The sequence below is a fragment of the Arthrobacter sp. S39 genome, from assembly GCF_004320525.1.
Taxonomy (GTDB): Bacteria; Actinomycetota; Actinomycetes; order Actinomycetales; family Micrococcaceae; genus Arthrobacter.
On record NZ_SIHX01000001.1, the window covers coordinates 617,124 to 640,564 of the forward strand.

A 23,441-nucleotide genomic window follows, 5' to 3' on the forward strand; every position below is an offset into this window, starting at 1 on the left:
GGCCTACTGGGCCTCCGCCTTGATCTTTTCCACGGCCTTGTTGAAGCCGCCGCTGGTGAGCGAGGACCCCGCCACCTTGGAGACGTTCAGCTCGTCGATGCTTTTTCCCACGATCTGCGCCGCGATGCCGCCGGCAAATTCGCCCTGGAACTTGCGCGTGTTCGGGTTGGAGGGATGCTGCGTGATGTTGACGGCGGTGACCGTGCCTGCGGCAAGGGTCAGTTCCACGCCGACAGTTTCGGTGCCGTTCGGGGAGACGTAGGTGCCATCGGCGCTGTACGTGCCGTCCTGGTAGACGGAACCGCTGCTGGCGAGCGACGACGACGTGCTTGTGGGGCTGGCCGTGGACGGCGCGGCCGATGTTTCAGGGGAGCTGCTGCCGGTGGCTGCCGGCGTGGTCTGGGTGGCGGACGGCGCGCAGCCGGCCACCGTTCCTGCGAGGGAAAGGCCGGCGATTCCGGCGAAAACACTCTTGCGGACTGACGGTCTCATGAAGGGTCTCGTTTCGTGGGCTGGGTGCTTACGGTGTTCTCAACGTCGGATTCAGCGTAATGGTTCACCCTGTGATTCAGCCTTGCACCTCCTGTGGCATGATCAACCCCTGAACCGGCCCGGCTGGCCGGTCACAGCCAACGCTCAAATTCGTCCACGTGGCGCCCCCCGGTAGGCTAGAGGGGTGACTCCCGAAGAACTCTCCCTCGCCATATCCGCCTGCCTGAAAGACGCCGTCGCCGCTGGCGAAATCGCGCTTTCCGCATCAGCTGTCCCTGATGAGGTGCGCGTGGAGCGACCGAAGAACCGGGACCACGGCGACTGGGCCACCAACATCGCCCTCCAGCTGTCCAAACAGGCCGGCACCAACCCGCGCGAATTCGCCACAATCCTCAGCGCCCGGCTGAAGTCCATCAACGGCGTCTCGGCCGTGGACATTGCCGGTCCCGGCTTCCTGAACATCACCGTGGACGCCGCCGCAGCCGGCGCGCTGGCGAAGGCCATCGTCGAAGCCGGACGGTCATACGGCACCAACACCGCGCTCGCCGGCCACGTGGTCAACATGGAATTTGTCTCCGCCAACCCCACCGGACCGCTGCACATCGGCCATACCCGCTGGGCAGCCCTGGGCGACGCGATCGCCCGCGTCCTGCGTGCCTCCGGCGCCGACGTCACCGCCGAGTACTACATCAACGACGCCGGCTCGCAGATGAACGTCTTCGCCAACTCCGTTTACTCCCGGCTGCACGGACGCCCCGTGCCCGACGGCGGCTACCCCGGCCAGTACATCGCGGACCTTGGCCATGACGTCCTGACCGAGCACCCCGACATCCGCGAACTCACCGAGGTGGCAGCCCTTCCCGTCATCCGCTCGGCCGCCTACAAGGCACAGATGAAGGACATCAAGACCACCCTCGCGGACTTCGGCGTGGCGTTTGACGTCTACTTCTCGGAGCAGGAACTGCACGACGCCGGCGCGATCGAAAGTGCCGTAGCCCGCCTTCGCGAGCAGGGCCACGTGTTCGACGACGGCGGTGCGGTCTGGCTGCGCACCACAGACTTCGGTGACGACAAGGACCGCGTGATGATCCGGGCCAACGGAGAGCCCACCTACTTCGCCGCCGACGCCGCCTACTACCTGTCCAAGAAGGACCGCGGCTTCACCGAAAAGATCTATCTCCTGGGCGCGGACCACCACGGCTACATCAACCGCCTCAAGGCCATCGCGGCCTGCGCGGGCGACGACCCTGAGGTGAACATTGAGGTGCTGATTGGCCAGCTCGTTTCCGTCAACGGCGCCAAGCTGTCCAAGCGTGCCGGCAACATCATCGAGCTCAAGGACCTGATCTCCTGGCTGGGCAAGGACGCCGTCCGCTACTCCCTGGCCCGCTTCCCGGCAGATTCCCCGCTCACCCTGGATCCGGACCTGCTGAAGAAGCACAGCAACGAAAACCCGGTCTTCTACGTCCAGTACGCCCACGCCCGTACCCGCGGCGCGGCCCGCAACGCCGTCGCGGCCGGTGTGGACCGGACCGCATTCGACGCCTCCCTGCTGGATCACGCCACGGAAAACGAGCTGCTTTCCTACCTGGGCAGCTACCCCTCCATCGTGGCCAAGGCAGCGGAACTGCGTGAACCGCACCGGGTGGCCCGCCACCTCGAAGTCATTGCCGGCGCCTACCACCGCTGGTACGACGCCTGCAGGATCGCCCCCATGGGCGACGAGCCGGTGACCGACGTCAACCGCACCCGGCTGTGGCTCAACGACGCCACCAGCCAGGTACTGGCCAACGGCCTTGACCTCCTTGGCGTTTCCGCGCCGGAACGGATGTGATTCCCATGCCAGTGCAGACCGGAACTGCAGCGTCCCCGCTTGCCCCCGACTGGCTGACGGTCCCGGCGGACCTCAACGCCCTCCACGAACCCATGTGGGCCGGCAGCGTGCAGCGCAACAACGACGGCGTCCTCACGGTGGGCGGCCTCGACGTCGCCGCCCTGAGGGAACAGTTCGGAACACCGCTTTTTGTGATGGACGAAGCCGACTTCCGTGCGCGGGCACGGGCTTTCAAGGACTCCTTCGACGACGCCTTCCAGGACATCTGCGGGGGAGTGGACGTCTACTACGCCGGCAAGTCCTTCCTCTGCACCACCGTTGTTAAGTGGGTGGAGGAAGAAGGCCTGCGCCTGGACACCGCCTCCGGCGGCGAACTGGCAGTGGCCGCGCGCGCAGGGATCGCCGGTGAGCGGGTAGCCCTGCACGGCAACAACAAGTCCGACGCCGAAATCAACCGGGCGCTGGACATGGGACTGGGACGCATCGTCGTCGACAGCCTCGACGAACTGGTCCGCGTCGGCGCCATCGCGCACGGCCGCGGCGAGCAGGCAAAGGTCATGCTCCGGCTCACCCCCGGCGTCCACGCCCACACGCACGAGTTCATTGCCACGGCCCACGAAGACCAGAAATTCGGCCTGTCCATGGCCGGCGACTCCACCGACAAGGCGGGCCTCTCCGCGGCCGAGGAGGCGGTGGCGGCAGCCTCTGCCCACCCCGGCATCGACCTGCTGGGCCTGCACTGCCACATCGGCTCGCAGATCTTCGAGCCTGACGGTTTCGCGCTGGCCGCCGAAAAACTCCTGCGGTTCCTCGCGGCCGTGCAGGAGAAATACTCCATCGAACTGCCCGAGCTGGACCTCGGCGGCGGCTACGGCATTGCCTACACCCCCGTTGACACCCCCCGCCCCGCAGCCGACATCGCGACGGCGATGGCCGCCGTCGTGCGTTCCACCTGCGCGGAGCTGGGCATCACGGCACCCCGGATCTCCATCGAACCGGGCCGCGCCATCGTGGGCAGCACCACCTTCACGCTGTACGAGGTGGGCACCCTGAAAACCGTCCGCGTCGACGCCCCGGCCGACGCAGACGGCCAGGAGAACGTTACGCATCCGCGCCGCTATGTGTCAGTGGACGGCGGGATGAGCGATAACGCCCGCCCGGTGCTCTATGACGCTGATTATTCGGCGATTCTCGCCTCCCGCACCTCCGCGGCGTCCCCGCAGCTGTCCCGCGTAGTGGGCAAACATTGCGAGAGCGGCGACATAGTTGTTAGAGATGTATATCTGCCCGAGGACGTGGCAGCCGGTGATCTGCTTGCTGTACCGGGTACCGGCGCCTACTGCTGGGCCCTGTCAAGCAACTACAACTATCTGGCCCGGCCGGGCGTTGTCGCGGTGCGCGACGGATCTGCCCGGCTGATTGTCCGCGGGGAAACCGAAGAAGATCTGCTTAACCGCGACATGGGAGTGCCGAATGACTGAATTGCGAACCCTGAAAGTAGCCCTGCTGGGCTGTGGCAACGTTGGGGCCCAGGTTGCGCGGATTCTCATTGAGGACGCCGACGCCCTTGCCGCCCGGACCGGTGCGCGCCTGCAGCTGAGCGGCATCGCCGTGCGCAACGTCAACGCCAAACGGGACGTGGAGCTTCCGCAGGAACTGTTCACCACCGACGCCGAGACCCTGGTCAAGGACGCAGACCTCGTGATCGAGCTGATGGGCGGCATCGAACCTGCCCGCACGCTGATCCTCTCGGCGCTGGAAAACGGCGCGTGCGTGGTGACCGGCAACAAGGCACTGCTCGCCCAGGATGGCCCCACCCTGTACGAGGCGGCTGACAAGGCCGGCGTGCAGCTGTCCTACGAAGCTGCCGTGGCCGGCGCCATCCCCATCCTGCGCCCCATCCGCGACAGCCTTTCCGGCGACCGGATCACCCGCGTACTGGGCATCGTCAACGGCACCACCAACTTCATCCTTGACCAGATGGATTCCACCGGCGCCCAGTTCGCTGACGCCCTCGCCGAGGCCCAGCGCCTCGGCTACGCGGAAGCGGACCCCACTGCCGACGTCGAAGGCCACGACGCAGCCGCCAAAGCTGCCATCCTGGCCACGCTGTCCTTCCACACGCGGTTCGCGCTGGAGAATGTCCACTGCGAAGGCATCACGTCTGTCAGCGCAGCCGATATCGCCGCGGCCAAGGACGCCGGTTTTGTCATCAAGCTGCTGGCCATCGCCGAGAAGCTGACCGACGCCGACGGCAACGAAGGCGTCTCCGTCCGTGTGCACCCCACGCTGCTTCCCCGCGAGCACCCCCTGGCCGCCGTCCGCGGAGCGTTCAACGCCGTGTTCATCGAAGCGGAAAACGCCGGCGAGCTGATGTTCTATGGCCAGGGCGCCGGCGGCACCCCGACGGCGTCTGCCGTACTGGGTGACCTCGTCTCGGCCGCCCGCCGCCTGGTCCTGGGCGGACCCCAGCGCACCGAAACCACCACCGGCCACGTCCCTGCCCTGACCATCGAAGCGGCAACCACCAGCTACTACATCGGCCTCGACGTCGCCGACCAGCCGGGGGTCCTGGCCCGGATCGCCCAGCTGTTCGCCGAACACGGCGTGTCCATCGAAATCATGCGGCAGACCATCCACAAGGACGCTGAGTCCAACGTGGAATCAGCCGAACTGCGGATCGTCACCCACCGCGCATCAGAGGCTGCCCTTGCAGCCACCGTCGAGGCCGTGAAGGGCCTGGACGTCATCAATTCAGTTACATCCGTTCTGCGGGTAGAAGGAGTCTAAGTGGCTCACCAATGGCGCGGCGTTATCCGCGAATACGCTGACCGTCTGCCCGTGACGGAATCCACCAGGGTCATCACCCTGGGCGAGGGCGGGACCCCGCTGGTCCACGCGCAGAAGCTGTCCGAGCTCACCGGCTCCACCGTGTACCTGAAGGTGGAGGGGATGAACCCCACTGGCTCCTTCAAGGACCGCGGCATGACCATGGCCATGACGGCCGCCGTCGAGTCCGGCGCCAAGGCCGTAGTCTGCGCGTCCACCGGCAACACCTCTGCCTCCGCCGCAGCGTACGCCACGGCCGCCGGCCTGAAGTGCGCGGTGCTGGTCCCCGAGGGCAAGATCTCCATGGGCAAGCTCAGCCAGGCCATCGCACACGGCGCCACGCTGCTGCAGGTTGACGGCAACTTCGACAACTGCCTGGACATCGCGCGGAAGCTGGGGGAGTCCTACCCGGTCTTCCTGGTCAACTCCGTCAACCCCGCCCGCATCCAGGGCCAGAAGACCGGCGCCTTCGAGGTCGTGGACTCCCTGGGCGACGCCCCGGACATCCACGTCCTGCCCGTCGGCAACGCCGGCAACATCACCGCGTACTGGAAGGGCTACAAGGAATACTCGGCGCCGTTCGAGTCCGCGACCGCCGGCACCCTACCTGCCGTTTCCACCAAAACCCCCGTGATGTGGGGCTTCCAGGCCGCCGGTGCTGCGCCGTTCGTGGCAGGCCACCCCATCACCGAGCCGGACACCATCGCCACCGCCATCCGGATCGGCAACCCCGCCTCCTGGGACGGTGCCATCGCCGCCCGCGACGAATCCGGCGGGCTCATTGACGCCGTGACCGACGAGCAAATCCTCGACGCGCACCGCTGGCTGTCCGCCCGCGAAGGCGTATTTGTGGAGCCCGGCTCCGCCGCCGGCGTCGCAGGCCTGCTCAAGAAGCACGCCGCCGGTGAGGTCCCTGCCGGAAAAACGATCGTCATCACCGTCACGGGCCACGGCCTCAAGGACCCTCAGTGGGCCCTGCGCACCGAAGACGGCAGTGAAGTGCAGCCGGTCAAGGTCTCCAACGACGTTGTGACCGTTGCGGCCGAATTGGGACTGGAAGAAAAGTAACCGTGGAAACCACCTCGCCCACCACTGTTGGACTGCCGCTCATCGAAGCCGGACAACGCGTCACCGTCCGGGTCCCGGCCACCAGCGCCAACCTCGGTCCGGGATATGACAGCCTTGGCCTGGCCCTGGCGCTGCACGACACCCTGACAGTGGAGAGCCTCGAAACCGACGAACTGCAGTTCGAGCTCAGCGGCGAGGGTGCCGAAACGCTGCCGCGCGATGCCAGCCACCTGGTCATCCGGGCCATGGAAGCCGCTTTCGAGCGCCTGGGCTACCGCCACGGCGGCCTGAAGGTCACCGCCGAGAACGTCAACCCGCACGGCCGGGGCCTGGGCTCGTCGGCCTCGGCTGTGGTGGCTGCAGTCTCTGCAGCCAATGCCATGGTTCCGGAAGCCGGGCAGCGCGGGCGGGACTGGATCCTGCAGCTCACGAGTGAACTTGAAGGCCATCCGGACAACGTCGCACCCGCCATTTTCGGCGGACTGGCGCTGTCCTGGCAGGACAGTGACCAGTACAGCAGCACGTGTGCCACCGTGGACGGGTCAGTGATCCCGATTGTCGCGGTGCCCGATTACGAGCTGTCCACGGAGGCCGCCCGTGCGCTGCTCCCGGCCTCGGTGGGCCACCACGCCGCAGCCATGAATTCCGGCCGTGCGGCACTGCTCATCCACGCGCTGACGCAGAAGCCTGAATTCCTGCTCGCCGGCACCGAGGATTTCCTCCACCAGAGCTACCGCGCCGAGGCCATGCGGCCCAGCGCTGCCCTGATCAGTGCCCTGCGAAAAGCTGGCCACGCGGCCGTAGTTTCAGGTGCCGGACCCACCGTCCTGGTGCTGGCCCACGGCGAGGCTGACGCTGCCGTGGTCCTGGACTTTATCGACGCGTTTACAGCGTCAAACACGCCGGACATCACCTGGCGGGTGCTGAAGCTGGCAGTGGACGTTGAAGGTGCTAAGGTGGACTTGCACCGGCGGTGATTCCGCCTATCTGATCTGCAACTGCTCTCAGTTGCTACTTGATCTCCTACTGCGCAACATCTCCCGGTGCCGCCTGCTTGGTCTGTCGCAGGAATCTGCAGCATGAAGTGTCTGCCCCTGAACCGTCAGTCCAGCGTTCCGCCATTAATCGGAGCGTGGGTGAATCAGTATCCGGCCCTGCTGGCCGAAATCCAACCGGCAAGGCCGAATTTACGGCTGCAGATCTGAACTGCAGCCCAGATCAAATCATCGCGTCCAGCTCCCAGTCTGGACGCCGTCGAGGGGGAAGGATCCTTCGTGACCGAAACCACTGAGCTGTCTCCAGCTGTGGAAATATCATCTTCTGCTGCCGGATCGTCAACGGCCGCACCCGCCAAGAGCAGCGGCCTCGCCGGCCTGAAGCTCGCCCAGCTGCAGGCGCTTGCCAGCCAGCTGGGTATTTCCGGCGGCTCCCGCATGCGCAAGGGGGACCTGGTCACGGCCATCTCCGCCCATCGCGCAGGCACACCAGCCACCAAGGCCCCGGCCAAGGCTGCTGGGAAGGCGACCGAAAACCACATCGCTCCTGCTGCTGCCGCTCCGGTGGCTGCCGCCAGCGAAACCGCGGAGGTTCCGGCCGCCGAGGGTACCCGGGCACGTGGCCGTGGCCGCAGCCGCCGTGCGGTCAGTGACGGCGTAGTGGCCGCCGCCCCCGCGGTGGAAACAGCCGGCGAAGCCCCCGTGGCAGCCCCCGCCGAAGCTCCGGCCGCCGCGCCTGCCGAGTCCGGCGAGGCAGCCGAAGGCGCCAGCGAACGCCGCCAGCCGCGTACCCGCAACCGCCGCCGCGGTGAAGCAGCAGCTTCGGCGCCCCAGGGCACCGAAACCGCTGAAGTACCGGCCGAGCAGCCCGTCGCCGAACAGCGCCAGGCAGACCGCACCGAAACCCAGCGCACCGAGACCCAGCGCTCAGACGCCCAGGGTGCCGACTCCGGTGAAGGCCAGCGTGCCGACCGCCGTGAAGGCGGCCGCACCCGCGGCGCCCGCGAAACCGTGTCCCGCGAAACCGCGCCCCGCGACACCGCGGTCCGCGAAACCACCGACGGCGGCCGGGACAACGCAGGAAGCCGCGACGCCGGCCAGCGCGAAGGCACCCGTCGGGACGACACCCGCGACAACACCCGCGACAGCGACGATGCAGACGGCGGAAGCCGCCGGAACCGCCGGAACCGCCGGGACCGGAACGACCGCAATGACCGCTCAGGCGGCCAGGACAGCCGGGACACCCGCGACAGCCGGGACAACTCCCGCAACGACCGCTTCCGCGACCGCAACGACCGCCGTCGGGGCCGTGCCCAGGGACCTGACGTTGACGACGTCGAGGTCACCGAGGACGACGTCCTGCTGCCCGTTGCAGGCATCCTGGACGTGCTGGAGAACTACGCGTTCATCCGCACCTCCGGCTACCTGCCCGGTCCGAACGACGTCTACGTCTCCCTCGCCCAGGTTAAGAAGTACAACCTGCGCAAGGGCGACGCCGTTGTGGGCGCCATCCGCGCACCGCGTGAAGGCGAAGACCGCAGCCAGCAGACTGCCCGCCAGAAGTTCAACGCCCTTGTCCGCGTCACCTCCGTCAACGGAAAGACGCCGGAAGAGCTCAAGGACCGCGTCGAATTCGCCAAGCTGGTTCCGCTGTACCCGTCCGAGCGCCTGCGCCTCGAGACCGACCCCAAGAAGATCGGCCCCCGCGTCATCGACCTGGTTGCCCCGATCGGCAAGGGCCAGCGCGGCCTGATCGTCTCCCCGCCGAAGGCCGGCAAGACGCTCATCCTGCAGTCCATCGCGAACGCCATCACCACCAACAATCCTGAGGTCCACCTCATGATGGTGCTCGTTGACGAACGCCCCGAAGAAGTGACGGACATGCAGCGCACCGTCAAGGGCGAGGTTATTGCCTCCACCTTCGACCGTCCCGCTGACGACCACACCACTGTGGCCGAACTCTCCATCGAACGCGCCAAGCGCCTCGTGGAAATGGGCATGGACGTGGTGGTCCTCCTGGACTCGATGACCCGCCTGGGCCGCGCCTACAACCTGGCAGCGCCGGCCTCCGGCCGTATCCTGTCCGGTGGTGTCGACTCCGCAGCGCTGTACCCGCCGAAGCGCTTCTTCGGTGCAGCCCGCAACATCGAAAACGGCGGCTCGCTGACCATCCTGGCAACCGCGCTCGTCGAGACCGGTTCCAAGATGGACGAGGTCATCTTCGAAGAGTTCAAGGGCACCGGCAACATGGAGCTCCGCCTGTCCCGCCAGCTCGCGGACAAGCGCATCTTCCCGGCCGTGGACGTCAACGCGTCCGGTACCCGCCGTGAAGAGAACCTGCTTTCCCCCGAGGAAGTCAAGATCATGTGGAAGCTGCGCCGCGTCCTCTCCGGACTCGAAACGCAGCAGAGCCTTGAACTGCTGACCAACAAGATCCGGGAGACCCAGAGCAACGTCGAGTTCCTCATGCAGGTCCAGAAGACGACGCTTGGTGCGAAGTCGGATAACGACAAGTAGCTGCGCCCACCGCTCAAAATATGCCGGCCTGATGGCCGGCATATTTTGGGCGGTTCGTCGTTAAGTCCCCTGAAACTAGACTTGTAAGAGTCGAAAGAGGTTTTGAAAATGTTTGAGTCCGTACAGGGCCTGCTTGATGAGCATGATGCTATCCAGGCGCAGCTTGGTGATCCTGCTGTATATGCTGACCAGCGGCTGGCCCGGAAGCTGGGGCGGCGGTCTGCCCAGCTGAACGGCATTGTTGAGGCGTATCACAAGTGGGAGGCCATCCAGGATGACCTGGCCGCCGCCAAGGAGATGGCGGGGGAGGACCCTGAATTTGCTGCCGAGGTGCCTGAACTTGAGGCTGCCTTGGAGAATGCCTTTGCGAAACTTCGCCGGTTGCTCATTCCCCGCGACCCTGACGATGCCCGCAACGTGATCCTTGAGGTGAAGGGCGGCGAAGGCGGCGACGAGGCTGCGCTGTTCGCCGGCGATCTCCTGCGGATGTACACCCGGTACGCGGAGTCACGCGGCTGGAAGACCGAACTTATCTCCGCGACGGAGTCGGACCTGGGCGGGTACAAGGACGTCCAGATGGCCGTCAAAGGCAACTCGAACGATCCTGCCGAGGGTGTCTACGCCCGGCTCAAGTTCGAGGGCGGTGTGCACCGCGTCCAGCGTGTGCCCGTCACCGAATCGCAGGGCCGGATCCACACCTCGGCCGCCGGCGTCCTTGTCCTTCCGGAAGTTGACGAGCCCGAAGAGCTCGAAATCAACCAGAACGACCTCAAGATCGACGTCTACCGGTCCTCCGGTCCCGGCGGGCAGTCCGTGAACACCACCGACTCCGCCGTCCGCATCACCCACCTGCCCACGGGCATCGTGGTGGCCATGCAGAACGAAAAGTCGCAGCTGCAGAACCGCGAAGCCGGCATGCGCGTCCTGCGGGCCCGCATCCTCGCGCACATGCAGGAGCAGATCGACGCCGAGAACTCGGCCCAGCGCAAATCGCAGATCCGCACGATGGACCGCTCGGAGCGCATCCGCACCTACAACTACCCGGAAAACCGGATCGCGGACCACCGCACCGGCTACAAGGCGTACAACCTGGACCAGGTCATGAACGGCGACCTGGAGCCCGTAATCCAGTCCGCCATCGAGATGGACGAACAGGCACGCCTGGACGCCATCGGCGAATAGCCGCCTGAACAGATGACTGGTTCGGGGCAGACTCTCGCGGCGGCCGTCACAGAGGCGACCGCCATCCTGGCGCAAGCCGGTGTGCCCAGCCCGCGCGTTGACGCGGAGCTGCTCGCCGACCATCTGCTCGGGGTTGGCCTTGGCCGGCTCCGGGCGATGATGCTGGGGGATTCCCCGGCACCGGAAGGCTACGCCGACCTCGTGGCCGAACGGGCCCAGCGGACCCCGCTGCAGCACATCACCGGTGTGGCGTATTTCCGCTACCTGGAGCTCGCCGTCGGACCCGGTGTCTTTATCCCGCGGCCTGAAACGGAGTCCGTCGTCCAGCTCGTCATTGACCACGTCAAAGGAATGGCGCACCCCCGGATCGTGGATTTGGGCACCGGTTCGGGGGCGATTGCCGGTTCCATTGCGCACGAGGTTCCCGGCGCGGAAGTGCACGCCGTGGAGTACAGCCCCTTCGCGCACGCCTGGGCGGAAAAGAACCTGGCACCCCTGGGCGTCAGGCTCGTCCTGGGGGACCTCCGGGACGCACTGCCCGAGTACAACGGAACCTTCGACGTCGTGATTTCCAATCCGCCCTATATCCCGGCCGAAGCCATCCCCAACGAGCCCGAGGTTGCGCTCCACGATCCGCCGGAAGCGCTGTACGGCGGGGGAGCGGACGGCATGGAACTCCCGACGGCGGCGGCAGCCTCGGCAGCGCGGCTGCTGGTTCCCGGCGGCTACTTCGTGATGGAACACGCCGAAGTACAGGCCGGCTGGATCAAAGCCATGCTGTCCCGGGCCGGCGTGTGGACCGGAATCACCACCCACCTGGACCTCAACGGCAAGGAACGCGCCACCAGTGCACTGCTTTCCGGCCCTGACCACGAGTGATGAAAGAATAAGCCAGTGACCACAACCTACAACTGCACGTCAGAGGACCAGCGCGCCCTGGGGCTGGAACACGCCCAGCGCGCCATCAGCGAACAGAAATGCGTGGTGTTCCCCACGGACACGGTCTACGGGATCGCCGCGGACGCCTTTTCGCCGCAGGCCGTCACCATGCTGCTGGTCTCCAAGGGGCGCGGCCGCAGCATGCCGCCGCCGGTGCTCATCCCGCGGATCAACGCCCTCGACGGGCTCGCCACCGATGTTTCGGCAGACGCCCGCAAACTCGCCGAGGCATTCTGGCCCGGCGGACTGACCCTGATCCTGCACGCCCAGCCGTCCCTGGACTGGGACCTGGGCGACACCAAGGGAACCGTTGCCCTGCGGATGCCCGCGGACGAAGTGGCCCAGGAACTGCTCACGCTGACCGGTCCGCTGGCGGTTTCGTCGGCCAACCGCACCGGCCACGCCGCCGCGCAGACCGCAGCCGACGCACGCGAGCAGCTCGCCGAGTCCGTCGAGGTCTACCTTGAAGGCGGATTCCGGCCGCTGGAGGGCACCGAGGGTGTCCCCTCGACGATTGTTGATGCCACCGGGCCGCTGCTCCGCGTCGTCCGGAACGGCGCCGTCTCGCTCCAGCAGCTGCGGGAGCACGTTCCCGGCGTGCTGGGGCTCGGGGAAATCCCGATGGCCGAGGAACCTGCGGAAGAGCCCGCGGACGAAGTACCCGTGACCGAAGCTTCGCCGGATGAAACCCCCGTGGCTGAAGCGCCCGTGACCGAAGCTTCGACGGACGAAACCCCCGTGGCTGACCCTTCGACGCACGAATCGCCCACACAGGAGCCGCGCCCTTGATGACTCTGCTCCGCCAGCGCATCCCCGTCCTGGGGGTCGACGCCACGCCCCTGAAAGTCGACGAACTGATCGCTGTCCTTGAACGGTTCGTTGACGACGGCGGCACACGGACCGTCGTCGGCCACAACCTCCACAGCGTCACACTGACGCATTCCGATCCCGGCTTCCGCCGGCTCTATGAGGACAGCGACGTGGTGCTCCTGGACGGGGCGCCCGTGCTGTGGCTCTGGAGCCGGACCGGCCAGGCCGCCGGACCCGTCATGGAGTACCGGCTCGGCTCAACCGACTGGATTCCTGCACTCGGGCAACTGGCAGGACTGGAACGGATCGCCGTGGTCGGGGCCGGTTCGGAAGCAAACGCCAAGGCCGTAGCGAGGCTGGAGGACATTGTCCCCGCCGCCACCGTCACAGGCTTTCCAGGCGAAGGATGGAACGACGACGTCGAAGCGGCCGCTGCGGAGTGGCTCACTGAGCAGCGTCCCCAGTTGGTCCTGCTCGGACTGGGCATGCCCCTGCAGGAGTCAGTGCTGCAGCGCAGGCTCGATTCCCTTCCGCCGGCCATCTACTGCGCCGTGGGCGGAGCGATCGAGCAGCTCGCCGGAATCCAGAAGCTGGCGCCGCGCTGGCTGGGCCGGTTGGGGCTGGAATGGGCCTGGCGCCTGCTCCTGCATCCGCGCCGGGTGGCCTACCGTGTCTTCGGCGAGCCGTGGGTCCTGCTGTGGCACCTCGCCAGGCGCCGCTTCAGGGGAACCCCCTAGAACTTCTGGTCCTCCAGGGGAGCGAAGCCCTTGGCACGCAGTCCGGTGCTGAAGGACCTGGCCCAGTCGAGGAAGCCCTTGAGGTCACGGCGCTGCGCAAAATAGCCGACGTAACCTCCGACGTCGGCCACAAAGGACTTGACCCGGAAGTACCGGCGGATCAGGTAGCCGCGGTTGCGGTAGTAGTAGTACCGCTTGAAGGCCGACTCCGGGACGATGACATGCCAGCCGGCGCCATAGACGTGCTTGGTCTCGGAGAAGGCATGAGGGTGCGTGATGGCGGTGGTGGTGACAGTGCCGAACCTGATGCCCGCCTTGCGGAGCCGGATGGTGAAGTCCACTTCGTCGCCGCGGATAAAGAGGCGCATGTCCGGCAGGCCCACCTTGAAAAAGACGTCAGACCGGATCAGCGCACCGTTAAAGAAGTGTCCGTCGTCGGGGAGGAAGCCGACCTTTTCCAGTTCCGCACGGTCATGCGTGACTTTTCCGTCGAGCCGGAAGAAGAAGGAGAGCCGGTCCGGCTGGCCCGGTGCCACCACGAGGGGGACCACGGCCTCGAGGCCGCGGGCCTCAGCCTCGCGCAGCAGCGTGGCCAGGCATTCCGGGTCCGCCGGCTCGGCGTCGTCGTCCATCATCCAGATCCACTCCGCACCGCTGGCGACGGCCTTGAGCGCTGCGAGGGCGAAGCCTCCGGCGCCGCCGAGGTTCGCTTCCGAACGCACGTAGTCCACGTTGGAATGCTTCGAGGCGACCTCACGGGCCGGAACGGTGCCGCTGTCAATCAGGCAGATGGTGTCCACGGATGCGGACTGGGCGTTGATGGCGTCCAGCAGGACGGACAGCTCTTTGTGACGGTCAAATGTCACGGCGGCGACTGCAACCCGGAGGGGCATGGAATTCCTTTCAGCATGGCCTTCAGGGGATTCCCCGCTCGCAATGCGCCAGTGTGGCGCGAAGCCATGGAGCCGTTGGCGCTAGTATCTTGACTAGAGTCCACTGTAATACAGCCCTGTAAGGCACTAAGCACTGCCTGCTGCGCGCCCGGCGACGGAGAAGTTTCATTTATCGAAAGTCAGATCCCCGGCAAGTGACCCCAACAATCAAGGCCCGGCAGCCCCGGCGGCTACCCTGCACTGTGGTGACACCCCGGGTAGCGCCGGGCACCGACGAAACGGCTGCCAACGCATGATCATGTACCTGCTTATGGGCCTGACGGCTGCCGTCGTGTCCTACGCGGCCACCTGGGGTGCCCGGGTGGTCGGCAACCGGCTTGAGCTCCACATGCCAATCCGCAGCCGCGACATGCATTCGACGCCGGTATCCCGGCTGGGCGGCGTGGCCATCTTCCTTGGGGTCCTGGTGGCACTGATCGTCGCCAGCCAGTCCTTCTTCGTCAAGGACATCTACCGCAACAACTTCTCGCCCTGGGGAGTCCTGGCAGGTGCGGTGGTGATCGTGCTGGTGGGCGTGGCCGACGACCTGCTGGACATCCGCTGGTGGGTGAAGCTCATCGGGCAAAGCGCTGCGGCGCTGGTGGTGGCCATCTGGGGGGTCCGGATGACGATCGTTCCGTGGGTTCCGGAGCCGATCTTCCTGGAGAACGAGATGCTCCGGGTGGTCCTGACGGCCGGACTTATCGTGACCACCATGAATGCCTTCAATTTCATCGACGGGCTCGACGGGTTGGCGGCGGGCGTGGCCATCATCGGCGGCACCGCGTTCTTCTTCACCGCGTACTGGGTACACCGGAACGCCGTCCTCCTGGATTACTCGGACCTGGCCACGCTGCTGACGGCGGTCCTGGTGGGCAGCTGCATCGGCTTCCTGCCGCACAACTGGTTCCCCTCCAAAATCTTCATGGGCGACTCCGGTGCCATGCTGATCGGACTGCTGATGGCATCGGCCGGTATCGTCTCCACCGGCCAGATCACCTCCGGTCTTTACGACCGGGCAAACGGTATTTCCACCGTTATACCGATCCTGCTTCCGTTCGCCGTGCTCTTCCTGCCACTGCTGGACCTGGGCCTTGCCGTCATCCGGCGAACGGCACGCGGGCGCTCACCCTGGTCCGCGGACCGCGGGCACCTCCACCACAAGCTGCTGGACATCGGCTACTCCCACCGGACCGTGGTGATTCTGATGTACCTATGGACCTGCGTCCTGTCGTTCGGTGGCCTGGCTTTTGCAGTGTTCCCCTGGCAGATCGTGCTGTCCGCCGACATCTTCGCAACCCTGGTGATGGGCCTGGTGACGGCGTGGCCGTACCTGAGCCGGCGGAGCTCGGAACCGGCGGCGTAACGCCGTTCGGAAATATTTCTATCTCGTGTAGAATTTAGGGGCAGCTCAAAGCTGCCCTCCACCCCACTCCTGGCTGCTTGCCAGGGTACCGACGATTGGGATCACGTGACCTCCAACGCCGACTCCGGACCCGCGTCCGGCAACGGACCCGTTGGTGTTTCCGGTCCCACCCGGTCCCTGTGGCTTCGCCTCCTCGCACTCAGTTCGGTGGCTGCCGCGGCCGGCCTGGTCCTGTGCTCCGTCATCGCCGCTTTTATGGTTGGCGTGAACGGCGCACTGTCGGCTGCCTTTGGTGGACTGCTGGTGATGCTGTTCTTCGGAATCAGCCTGCTGGTGGGCCACTTCGTCGGACGCAGCAATCCCTCGGGAGCCATCGGGGTTTTCGTCGCGACGTACTTCATCAAAGTCGTGGGGTTCGCTGTCGTCCTGTTCCTTATCGGGGCTCCGGAATGGCTGGATGGCCGTTGGTTCCTGATCGGTGCCGTCGTCGCCGTCGTGCTGTGGCAGGCGGCGGAGATCTACGGCTTCAGCAAGGCCCGGCTGCAAATCTACAACGACCCCGAGACCAAGGAACCGCGCGATGTCTGATCGTAAGCGAGCAGGAAACGGCGGCTCTTCCAAACCTCGGGTAACCGGTTCCGCACCAGGTGTGTCCACTGAAAACAACGACGGCGGATACAACGCCGGAATGGCTGTCTTCAGCTACATAATTGGCGGAATCATCGTCTGGAGTTTGATAGGGTGGGGTCTGGATAATCTGTGGGGAACCCGCTGGATCGTGCTCGCAGGCGCTCTGCTTGGAGCTGTCGGAGGATTTTATCTTTCCCACATGCATGGCCTTACCAGTCACAGAAACACAGCCGGTAAGAGCGGCGCAGACAGCGGTCCGTCCGCGGACGGAAACACTAATGCCAAATAATTTCACACGGGGAACAGCGGAGCGCAAATCCGCGGATCCCCGACCAACGCCCAATGATGGACACTGCAGAGAGGAAACGCGTTGATCGCGCTTGCGCTCCCGGCCCAAGATTCAGGAGAGTTCACTCCTCCTGGAATTGAAGAAATGCACCTGCCGGCAATCCTGCCGTGGGGGGCGGCAGACGGATTCTCCAAGCAGATGCTGCTGGTAATCCTGTCGGTCGTCATTATCGCCACATTCTTTCTGCTAGCTGCACGGAAGCAGCAGCTTGTCCCCGGCAAGCTCCAGTTCGCTGGTGAAATGGCCTACGGCTTTGTGCGTAACAGCATCGCCAAGGACATTATCGGCGGCAAAGACTTTATGAAGTACGTCCCGCTGTTGTTCAGCCTCTTCTTCTTTATCCTTGTGAACAACATTTACGGCGCAATCCCCGTGATCCAGCTTCCGAGCTTCTCGCACGTCGGCGGAGCCTATGTCCTTGCGGGCATCGTCTACTTCACCTGGATTGGCATCGGCATCAAGAAGAACGGCATCAAGTACTTCAAGCTGGCCACCGTGCCGTCCGGAGTCCCGTTCTACATCCTGCCCATCGTGGTCCCGATCGAGATCATCTCCAACTTCCTGGTCCGCCCGGTCACGCACAGCCTCCGTCTGTTCGCCACCATGCTGGCCGGCCACCTCATCGTGATGCTTGCCGGCTCCGGCATCGAGTACCTCGTTATGCAGGAAAACCTGCTGCTGAAGGGCACCTCGGTCCTGGTCCTGGTTGGCGCCATCGCCATGTACATGCTGGAAGCGCTGATCATGGCGCTCCAGGCGTACGTCTTTACCCTGCTGACTGCCATCTACATCGAAGGCGCTCTGCACGCGGACAGCCACTAGGCTCCCAAAATCTTCCCCTTGCGGGGATGAAGCAAACCAAACAACCTGCCACACAGATGGCATCTTGAAAGGAATAAAATGGAAGGCAATCTCAACCTCGTAGGTTACGGTCTGTCCGCAATCGGCGGTGGTATCGGTGTTGGTCTCGTGTTCGCTGCCTACATCAACGGCGTCGCACGCCAGCCGGAAGCACAGCGCGTCCTGCAGCCGATCGCATTCCTCGGCCTCGCGCTGACTGAAGCCCTCGCCATCCTCGGCCTGGTCTTCGCTTTCGTTCTCTAAGTCTGACGAACCAAGCGAACATCCAGAACCGAGTAGATAAGGACGGGTGAATTATGAATCAGCTGATCATCTCAGCCGCCACAGAGGGCGCAACCAGCCCTCTGATGCCCAATGTCTGGGAAATGGGCGTCGTCCTCGTCGGCTTTGCTGTCCTCATGTACATCGTGGTCAAGTTCATTGTCCCGATGTTCGAGAAGACTTTCGCAGAGCGTGCCGAGGCCATCGAAGGTGGCATCGCCAAAGCTGAAAAGGCCCAGGCTGAGGCCTCCGCTGCACTCGAGGAATACAAGCAGCAGCTGAACGACGCCCGCGCCGAAGCCAACCGCATCCGCGAGGAAGCCCGTGCCGAAGGCGCTCAGATCCTCGCCGATCTGAAGGAAAAGGCGGCTGCAGAGTCCGCCCGCATCACCGCGCAGGCGCACGTGCAGATCGAATCGGAGCGCCAGGCCGCTGTTGTGTCCCTGCGCTCCGAGGTGGGCACGCTGGCCACCACCCTGGCAGGACGCATTGTTGGTGAAGCACTCACCGATGACGAGCGTTCGGCCCGCGTTGTTGACCGCTTCCTGGCAGATCTGGAGAACCAGAACGCAGGTGCAGCTCAGTAATGGCAGGTATATCGAGCGAATCGCTGGCCACAGCACTGACCGCGTTGGAAGCCAAGCTTCCCACCGCCTCGCTGCAGCTGGCTAAGGAACTCTTCGGAATCCTGGGAACGGTGGACAGCTCGGCTGGCTTGCGCCGCGCCCTGACTGACCCGTCCCGCAGCGGTGACGAAAAGTCGGCGCTGGTCAAGCAGCTGGTTGGCGGGAAAGTCTCCGCTGATGCTGCGGATATCGCGGGCGGACTGGCCAGTTTGCGCTGGGCATCGGCACGAGATATCGGCGATGCACTCGAGACTCTTGCCGCAACGGTGGTCATCGCCGTCGCTGAAAACAAGTCGGCCGTTTCTGCCTCCGGAATCTCTGGGCTGGAAGAGCTGGAGAACGATCTGTTCTCCTTCAACCAGGCCGTTGCCTCCAGCCACGAGGTACAACGTGCTCTGTCCGAACCACAGGCAAGCGGTGCTGCAAAGACCACCCTCACGGAGAGGCTGGTTCCTGGCGCAAGCGAGGCAGCCAAAGTCCTCATCGGCCAGGCAGTCTCCCAGCCCCGCGGCCTCAAGCCGACCAGGCTTGTGGCCCGGTTCGCCGAACTGGCGGCCAAGCGGCAGCAGCGCTGGATTGCAACGGTCAGCGTCACCCGTCCTTTGACGGAGACGCAGTTCAGCCGCCTCCAGACAGGGCTCAACTCCCTGTATGGTCGCGAGCTCAAGGTCAACCTCAGTGTTGACCCTGCACTGATCGGTGGAATCCGTGTCCAGGTGGGCGACGAAGTGCTTGACGCTTCCGTGGTCTCCCGTCTGGGCCAGCTTCACCGCCAACTGGCCGGCTAGCCGGACAAGCACAACTTAACTGATAGAAACCCCGGTCATCGTGAGCAACGATGATCACGAAAACAGGAGAGCAGGGACTGCAGATGGCCGAATTGACCATCAACGCCGACGACGTCCGTAATGCGTTGAACGAGTTCGCGGCGTCCTACGAACCCGGAAACGCAGAACGCGTAGAGGTTGGCCGCGTAACCGCCGCAAGTGACGGCATCGCCCGTGTTGAGGGCCTTCCCTCGGTCATGGCGAACGAGCTGCTTCGCTTCGAGGACGGCACCCTGGGCCTCGCCCAGAACCTTGACGTCCGCGAAATCGGTGTCATCATCCTCGGTGACTTCACTGGCATCGAAGAAGGCCAGGAAGTTCACCGCACCGGTGAGATCCTGTCCGTGCCGGTGGGCGACGCGTTCCTCGGACGCGTTGTTGACCCGCTGGGCCAGCCGATCGATGACCTCGGCGAGATCAAGGCTGAGACCACCCGTGCGCTTGAACTTCAGGCACCCGGCGTGACCCAGCGCAAGTCGGTCCACGAACCGATGCAGACCGGACTCAAGGCCATCGACGCCATGATCCCGATCGGCCGTGGCCAGCGTCAGCTCATCATTGGTGACCGCCAGACCGGCAAGACGGCCATCGCCGTTGACACGATCATCAACCAGAAGGCCAACTGGGCTTCCGGGGATGTCACCAAGCAGGTCCGCTGCGTCTACGTCGGTGTTGGCCAGAAGGCTTCCACCATCGCAGCCGTCCGGCAGACCCTTGAGGACCACGGCGCACTGGAGTACACCACCATCGTGGCGTCTCCTGCGTCCGACCCCGCCGGCTTCAAGTACTTGGCTCCCTACGCCGGTTCGGCCATCGGCCAGCACTGGATGTACGGCGGCAAGCACGTTCTGGTGATCTTCGATGACCTGTCCAAGCAGGCCGAAGCCTACCGTGCAGTGTCGCTGCTGCTGCGCCGCCCGCCGGGACGCGAAGCCTACCCGGGCGACGTCTTCTACTTGCACTCCCGCCTGCTGGAGCGTTGTGCAAAGCTCTCCGACGAACTCGGTGCCGGCTCGATGACCGGTCTGCCGATCGTTGAGACCAAGGCAAACGACGTTTCCGCGTACATCCCGACCAACGTGATCTCGATCACCGACGGCCAGATCTTCCTCCAGTCGGACCTCTTCAACGCCAACCAGCGTCCCGCTGTTGACGTTGGTGTGTCGGTGTCCCGCGTTGGTGGCGCCGCCCAGGTCAAGTCCATGAAGAAGGTCTCCGGTACGTTGAAGCTGGACCTGGCCCAGTACCGCGACATGCAGGCATTCGCCATGTTCGCTTCGGACCTGGATGCGGCTTCACGCCAGCAGCTGACCCGTGGTGCACGCCTGATGGAACTGCTCAAGCAGGGCCAGTACTCGCCGTTCCCGGTCGAGGACCAGGTTGTGTCCATCTGGGCAGGTACCAAGGGCTACCTCGACGACGTTCCGGTTGAAGACATCAGCCGCTTCGAGTCCGAGTTCCTGGAGCACCTCAAGCACAAGTCCTCGATCCTCACCACGCTGGCTCAGACCAACGTGCTGGACGACGACACCGCAGAAGCACTGAAGACCGCGATCGTGGACTTCAAAAAGGGCTTCTTCGGCGAGGGTGACAACCACCTGGTAGGTGCCGGCCACGAGGAGCACGATGCTATCTCCGGTGCCGAAGTCGACCAGGAAAAAATCGTCAAGCAGAAGCGCTAGTTCCGCTGGACGGGTGCGCCGGACCCAATGGGTCCGGCGCACCCGGTCTTCGGAATCTTAGGAAAGGATAAGTATGGGAGCCCAGATCCGGGTCTACCGCCAGAAGATCAGCTCGACGACGTCGATGCGTAAGATCTTCAAGGCGATGGAACTGATCGCTACCTCGCGCATCGGCAAGGCCCGTGCGCGCGTAGCAGCTTCACTGCCTTACGCGAACGCCATCACGCGCGCCGTTTCTGCTGTCGCCAGCCAAAGCGAAATCGACCACCCGCTGACCACTGAGCCGGAGCAGATCCGCCGTGCCGCAGTCCTGGTAATTACCTCGGACCGTGGCCTGGCAGGTTCCTACTCGGCGAGTGTGCTCAAGCAGGCGGAAGGTCTCAACGAGCTGCTCCACGCTGAAGGCAAGGAAGTCAAGACCTACCTCGTCGGCCGTAAGGGCCAGGCGTACTACGATTTCCGGAACCGCGAGTACGCGCGGGTCTGGACCGGCGGCACGGACGCCCCCGAATTCGCCACCGCGCGCGAAGTCGGAGAAGCGCTGCTGACGGACTTCGCAACGGCCTACGAAGAGGGCGGCGTGGACGAAATCCACGTTGTTTACACCCGCTTCAAGTCCATGGTCACCCAGGAGCCGACGGTCATCCGCCTGCTCCCGCTCGAGGTCGTGGAAGAGCAGGCCGCTTCGGAATCGGAGCTCCTGCCGCTGTACGAGTTCGAACCGGAAACGGAGCAGGTCCTCGATGCCCTGCTGCCGCGCTACATCGAATCCCGTATCTTCGCAGCCATGTTGCAGGCAGCAGCTTCCGAGCTTGCTGCACGCCAGCGGGCGATGAAGTCCGCCGGCGACAACGCGACGGACCTGATCAAGAAGTACACGCGTCTGCGCAACACGGCCCGCCAGGCCGAGATCACGCAGGAGCTTTCCGAAATCGTTGCCGGCGCCGACGCCCTCGCGTCCTAGCCTTCGGCATTTTCGGTTCCCGCGGGACCTGCACCACAACAGATAAACTTAACCCCACGCCATCTACTGAGTGAAGTGAGAGAGATGACTGCCACTGCTACCGAACACGTAGCCGCAACGTCCGGTGCCACCGGCCGTATTGCACGTGTTATTGGCCCGGTTGTCGACGTCGAATTCCCGGCTGACGCAATCCCGTCGATTTACAACGCCCTGTCTACGGTGATCACCCTCAACGGTGTCACCAAGACCATCACGTTCGAGACTTCCCAGCACCTGGGTGACAACCTCGTCCGCGCCATCTCCCTGCAGGCTACCGACGGACTCGTCCGCGGCACGTCAGTGGTGGACAGCGGCGCCCCCATCTCCGTGCCCGTTGGCGACGGCGTCAAGGGCCACATCTTCAACGTCCTCGGCCAGCCGCTGGACGTTGAAGAGTCGGAACTGAACATCAGCGAACGCTGGCCGATCCACCGCAAGGCTCCGGCCTTCGCAACGCTGGAAGGCTCCACCGAGATGCTGGAGACCGGCATCAAGGTGATCGACCTTCTCACCCCGTACATCAAGGGTGGAAAGATCGGCCTCTTCGGCGGCGCCGGCGTGGGCAAGACCGTTCTGATCCAGGAAATGATCACCCGTGTTGCCCGCAACTTCGGTGGTACTTCGGTATTCGCCGGTGTTGGCGAGCGTACCCGTGAAGGTAATGACCTCTGGGTTGAAATGGAAGAGGCAGGCGTCCTCAAGGACACCGCCCTTGTATTCGGCCAGATGGATGAGCCGCCTGGAACGCGTCTGCGCGTGGCACTGTCCGCACTGACCATGGCGGAGTACTTCCGCGATGTTCAGAACCAGGACGTGCTGCTCTTCATCGACAACATCTTCCGCTTCACGCAGGCAGGTTCCGAGGTTTCCACCCTCCTCGGCCGCATGCCTTCGGCCGTGGGCTACCAGCCCAACCTGGCAGACGAAATGGGCCTCCTCCAGGAGCGCATTACGTCCACCAAGGGCCACTCGATCACCTCGATGCAGGCCATCTACGTTCCCGCAGATGACTACACCGACCCGGCTCCGGCCACGACCTTCGCACACCTCGACGCGACCACGGAACTTTCCCGTGAAATCGCCTCCCGTGGTCTGTACCCGGCCGTTGACCCGCTGACGTCGACCTCCCGAATCCTGGACCCCCAGTACATCGGCAAGGACCACTACAACACGGCTGTCCGTGTGAAGCAGATCCTGCAGAAGAACAAGGAACTCCAGGACATCATCGCCATCCTCGGCGTTGACGAACTCTCGGAAGAGGACAAGATCGTCGTGTCGCGTGCACGCCGTATCCAGCAGTTCCTGTCCCAGAACACCTACACCGCCAAGCAGTTCACCGGCGTCGAGGGCTCCACGGTTTCCATCAAGGACACCGTTGAAGGCTTCACCGCCATCTGCGACGGCGAGCTCGACCACATCGCAGAGCAGGCGTTCTTCAACGTCGGCGGCCTGGATGACGTTGAGCGCCAGTGGGCCAAGATCCAGGAACAGACCAAGTAAT

At 64.6% G+C, this 23,441-nt stretch carries 22 protein-coding genes; 20 read left to right on the forward strand and 2 right to left on the reverse strand.

The window, feature by feature from the left end:
* Nucleotides 1–3: 3 nt before the first annotated feature.
* The gene (locus EYS21_RS02915) at nucleotides 4–492 is read right to left on the reverse strand and encodes an FMN-binding protein (protein ID WP_131131659.1); all 489 of its coding nucleotides are present in this window, start codon (nucleotides 490–492) and stop codon (nucleotides 4–6) included.
* Between the two features lie 184 nt (nucleotides 493–676).
* Here EYS21_RS02915 and argS point away from each other — a divergent pair, with 184 nt between their 5' ends.
* The 10 genes from argS to EYS21_RS02965 all read left to right on the forward strand — a co-directional run bounded on the left by argS (nucleotide 677) and on the right by EYS21_RS02965 (nucleotide 13,403).
* Nucleotides 677–2,326 carry an arginine--tRNA ligase gene (gene argS / locus EYS21_RS02920; protein WP_131131661.1) on the forward strand — a complete coding sequence of 550 codons (1,650 nt, stop codon included), beginning with the start codon at nucleotides 677–679 and terminating at the stop codon, nucleotides 2,324–2,326.
* A 5-nt stretch (nucleotides 2,327–2,331) separates the two neighbouring features.
* The gene (gene lysA / locus EYS21_RS02925; protein ID WP_131131663.1) at nucleotides 2,332–3,807 is read left to right on the forward strand and encodes a diaminopimelate decarboxylase; all 1,476 of its coding nucleotides are present in this window, start codon (nucleotides 2,332–2,334) and stop codon (nucleotides 3,805–3,807) included.
* Complete coding sequence (locus EYS21_RS02930) at nucleotides 3,800–5,116, forward strand: homoserine dehydrogenase (RefSeq protein ID WP_131131665.1); 1,317 nt, start codon at nucleotides 3,800–3,802, stop codon at nucleotides 5,114–5,116. Before lysA ends, EYS21_RS02930 begins: the two co-directional genes overlap by 8 nt.
* Nucleotides 5,117–6,223 (forward strand): threonine synthase, encoded by a 1,107-nt coding sequence (gene thrC / locus EYS21_RS02935; protein ID WP_131131667.1) that lies wholly within the window; start codon nucleotides 5,117–5,119, stop codon nucleotides 6,221–6,223.
* 2 nt (nucleotides 6,224–6,225) lie between these two features.
* A complete protein-coding gene (gene thrB, locus EYS21_RS02940; RefSeq protein WP_131131668.1) occupies nucleotides 6,226–7,200 on the forward strand; it encodes a homoserine kinase in 975 nt (324 codons plus the stop codon).
* A 297-nt stretch (nucleotides 7,201–7,497) separates the two neighbouring features.
* Nucleotides 7,498–9,735 (forward strand): transcription termination factor Rho, encoded by a 2,238-nt coding sequence (rho, locus tag EYS21_RS02945; protein WP_131131670.1) that lies wholly within the window; start codon nucleotides 7,498–7,500, stop codon nucleotides 9,733–9,735.
* 108 nt (nucleotides 9,736–9,843) lie between these two features.
* Nucleotides 9,844–10,917: a peptide chain release factor 1 gene (gene prfA, locus EYS21_RS02950; RefSeq protein WP_131131672.1), complete on the forward strand. Its 1,074-nt coding sequence runs from the start codon at nucleotides 9,844–9,846 to the stop codon at nucleotides 10,915–10,917.
* 12 nt (nucleotides 10,918–10,929) lie between these two features.
* On the forward strand, nucleotides 10,930–11,796 hold the full coding sequence (gene prmC, locus EYS21_RS02955) for a peptide chain release factor N(5)-glutamine methyltransferase (RefSeq protein WP_131131674.1): 867 nt from the start codon (nucleotides 10,930–10,932) through the stop codon (nucleotides 11,794–11,796).
* Nucleotides 11,797–11,811: 15 nt separating this feature from the next.
* The gene (locus EYS21_RS02960; protein ID WP_131131676.1) at nucleotides 11,812–12,645 is read left to right on the forward strand and encodes an L-threonylcarbamoyladenylate synthase; all 834 of its coding nucleotides are present in this window, start codon (nucleotides 11,812–11,814) and stop codon (nucleotides 12,643–12,645) included.
* On the forward strand, nucleotides 12,645–13,403 hold the full coding sequence (locus tag EYS21_RS02965) for a WecB/TagA/CpsF family glycosyltransferase (protein ID WP_131131678.1): 759 nt from the start codon (nucleotides 12,645–12,647) through the stop codon (nucleotides 13,401–13,403). Before EYS21_RS02960 ends, EYS21_RS02965 begins: the two co-directional genes overlap by 1 nt.
* On the opposite strand, the gene EYS21_RS02970 is transcribed toward EYS21_RS02965, so the two are convergent.
* Nucleotides 13,400–14,296, reverse strand: coding sequence for a glycosyltransferase (locus tag EYS21_RS02970; protein ID WP_131131680.1), 897 nt, complete (start codon nucleotides 14,294–14,296; stop codon nucleotides 13,400–13,402). The genes EYS21_RS02965 and EYS21_RS02970 overlap by 4 nt on opposite strands.
* 292 nt (nucleotides 14,297–14,588) lie before the next feature.
* Here EYS21_RS02970 and EYS21_RS02975 point away from each other — a divergent pair, with 292 nt between their 5' ends.
* The 10 genes from EYS21_RS02975 (at nucleotide 14,589) to atpD (ending at nucleotide 23,440) form a co-directional block, all read left to right on the forward strand.
* Nucleotides 14,589–15,701 (forward strand): MraY family glycosyltransferase, encoded by a 1,113-nt coding sequence (locus tag EYS21_RS02975; protein WP_131131682.1) that lies wholly within the window; start codon nucleotides 14,589–14,591, stop codon nucleotides 15,699–15,701.
* A gap of 105 nt (nucleotides 15,702–15,806) precedes the next feature.
* Nucleotides 15,807–16,289: a hypothetical protein gene (locus tag EYS21_RS02980; RefSeq protein ID WP_131131684.1), complete on the forward strand. Its 483-nt coding sequence runs from the start codon at nucleotides 15,807–15,809 to the stop codon at nucleotides 16,287–16,289.
* The gene (locus tag EYS21_RS23630; protein WP_131131686.1) at nucleotides 16,282–16,620 is read left to right on the forward strand and encodes an AtpZ/AtpI family protein; all 339 of its coding nucleotides are present in this window, start codon (nucleotides 16,282–16,284) and stop codon (nucleotides 16,618–16,620) included. Before EYS21_RS02980 ends, EYS21_RS23630 begins: the two co-directional genes overlap by 8 nt.
* A gap of 81 nt (nucleotides 16,621–16,701) precedes the next feature.
* Entirely contained in the window at nucleotides 16,702–17,502 is an 801-nt protein-coding gene (gene atpB / locus EYS21_RS02990; protein WP_131131687.1) for a F0F1 ATP synthase subunit A, read from the forward strand.
* 78 nt (nucleotides 17,503–17,580) lie between these two features.
* On the forward strand, nucleotides 17,581–17,784 hold the full coding sequence (gene atpE, locus EYS21_RS02995) for an ATP synthase F0 subunit C (RefSeq protein WP_009356484.1): 204 nt from the start codon (nucleotides 17,581–17,583) through the stop codon (nucleotides 17,782–17,784).
* 53 nt (nucleotides 17,785–17,837) lie between these two features.
* Nucleotides 17,838–18,389: a F0F1 ATP synthase subunit B gene (locus EYS21_RS03000; protein WP_131131689.1), complete on the forward strand. Its 552-nt coding sequence runs from the start codon at nucleotides 17,838–17,840 to the stop codon at nucleotides 18,387–18,389.
* Nucleotides 18,389–19,216, forward strand: a complete 828-nt coding sequence (locus EYS21_RS03005; RefSeq protein ID WP_131131692.1) for a F0F1 ATP synthase subunit delta — start codon at nucleotides 18,389–18,391, stop codon at nucleotides 19,214–19,216. Before EYS21_RS03000 ends, EYS21_RS03005 begins: the two co-directional genes overlap by 1 nt.
* Nucleotides 19,217–19,299: 83 nt before the next feature.
* Complete coding sequence (gene atpA / locus EYS21_RS03010) at nucleotides 19,300–20,937, forward strand: F0F1 ATP synthase subunit alpha (RefSeq protein ID WP_131131902.1); 1,638 nt, start codon at nucleotides 19,300–19,302, stop codon at nucleotides 20,935–20,937.
* Between the two features lie 73 nt (nucleotides 20,938–21,010).
* Nucleotides 21,011–21,901: a F0F1 ATP synthase subunit gamma gene (locus EYS21_RS03015; RefSeq protein WP_131131693.1), complete on the forward strand. Its 891-nt coding sequence runs from the start codon at nucleotides 21,011–21,013 to the stop codon at nucleotides 21,899–21,901.
* Between the two features lie 84 nt (nucleotides 21,902–21,985).
* Complete coding sequence (gene atpD / locus EYS21_RS03020) at nucleotides 21,986–23,440, forward strand: F0F1 ATP synthase subunit beta (RefSeq protein ID WP_131131694.1); 1,455 nt, start codon at nucleotides 21,986–21,988, stop codon at nucleotides 23,438–23,440.
* Nucleotide 23,441: the final 1 nt, after the last annotated feature.

Coding starts and splice junctions, on each gene's coding strand:
- EYS21_RS03000 (WP_131131689.1), top strand. CDS start 17,838: ATGAATCAGCTGATCATCTCAGCCGCCACAGAGGGCGCAACCAGCCCT.
- prmC (WP_131131674.1), top strand. CDS start 10,930: ATGACTGGTTCGGGGCAGACTCTCGCGGCGGCCGTCACAGAGGCGACC.
- atpA (WP_131131902.1), top strand. CDS start 19,300: ATGGCCGAATTGACCATCAACGCCGACGACGTCCGTAATGCGTTGAAC.
- EYS21_RS02970 (WP_131131680.1), bottom strand. CDS start 14,296: ATGCCCCTCCGGGTTGCAGTCGCCGCCGTGACATTTGACCGTCACAAA.
- lysA (WP_131131663.1), top strand. CDS start 2,332: ATGCCAGTGCAGACCGGAACTGCAGCGTCCCCGCTTGCCCCCGACTGG.
- EYS21_RS23630 (WP_131131686.1), top strand. CDS start 16,282: ATGTCTGATCGTAAGCGAGCAGGAAACGGCGGCTCTTCCAAACCTCGG.
- EYS21_RS03005 (WP_131131692.1), top strand. CDS start 18,389: ATGGCAGGTATATCGAGCGAATCGCTGGCCACAGCACTGACCGCGTTG.
- atpE (WP_009356484.1), top strand. CDS start 17,581: ATGGAAGGCAATCTCAACCTCGTAGGTTACGGTCTGTCCGCAATCGGC.
- EYS21_RS02965 (WP_131131678.1), top strand. CDS start 12,645: ATGACTCTGCTCCGCCAGCGCATCCCCGTCCTGGGGGTCGACGCCACG.
- atpD (WP_131131694.1), top strand. CDS start 21,986: ATGACTGCCACTGCTACCGAACACGTAGCCGCAACGTCCGGTGCCACC.
- EYS21_RS02930 (WP_131131665.1), top strand. CDS start 3,800: ATGACTGAATTGCGAACCCTGAAAGTAGCCCTGCTGGGCTGTGGCAAC.
- EYS21_RS02915 (WP_131131659.1), bottom strand. CDS start 492: ATGAGACCGTCAGTCCGCAAGAGTGTTTTCGCCGGAATCGCCGGCCTT.
- EYS21_RS03015 (WP_131131693.1), top strand. CDS start 21,011: ATGGGAGCCCAGATCCGGGTCTACCGCCAGAAGATCAGCTCGACGACG.
- EYS21_RS02975 (WP_131131682.1), top strand. CDS start 14,589: ATGATCATGTACCTGCTTATGGGCCTGACGGCTGCCGTCGTGTCCTAC.
- prfA (WP_131131672.1), top strand. CDS start 9,844: ATGTTTGAGTCCGTACAGGGCCTGCTTGATGAGCATGATGCTATCCAG.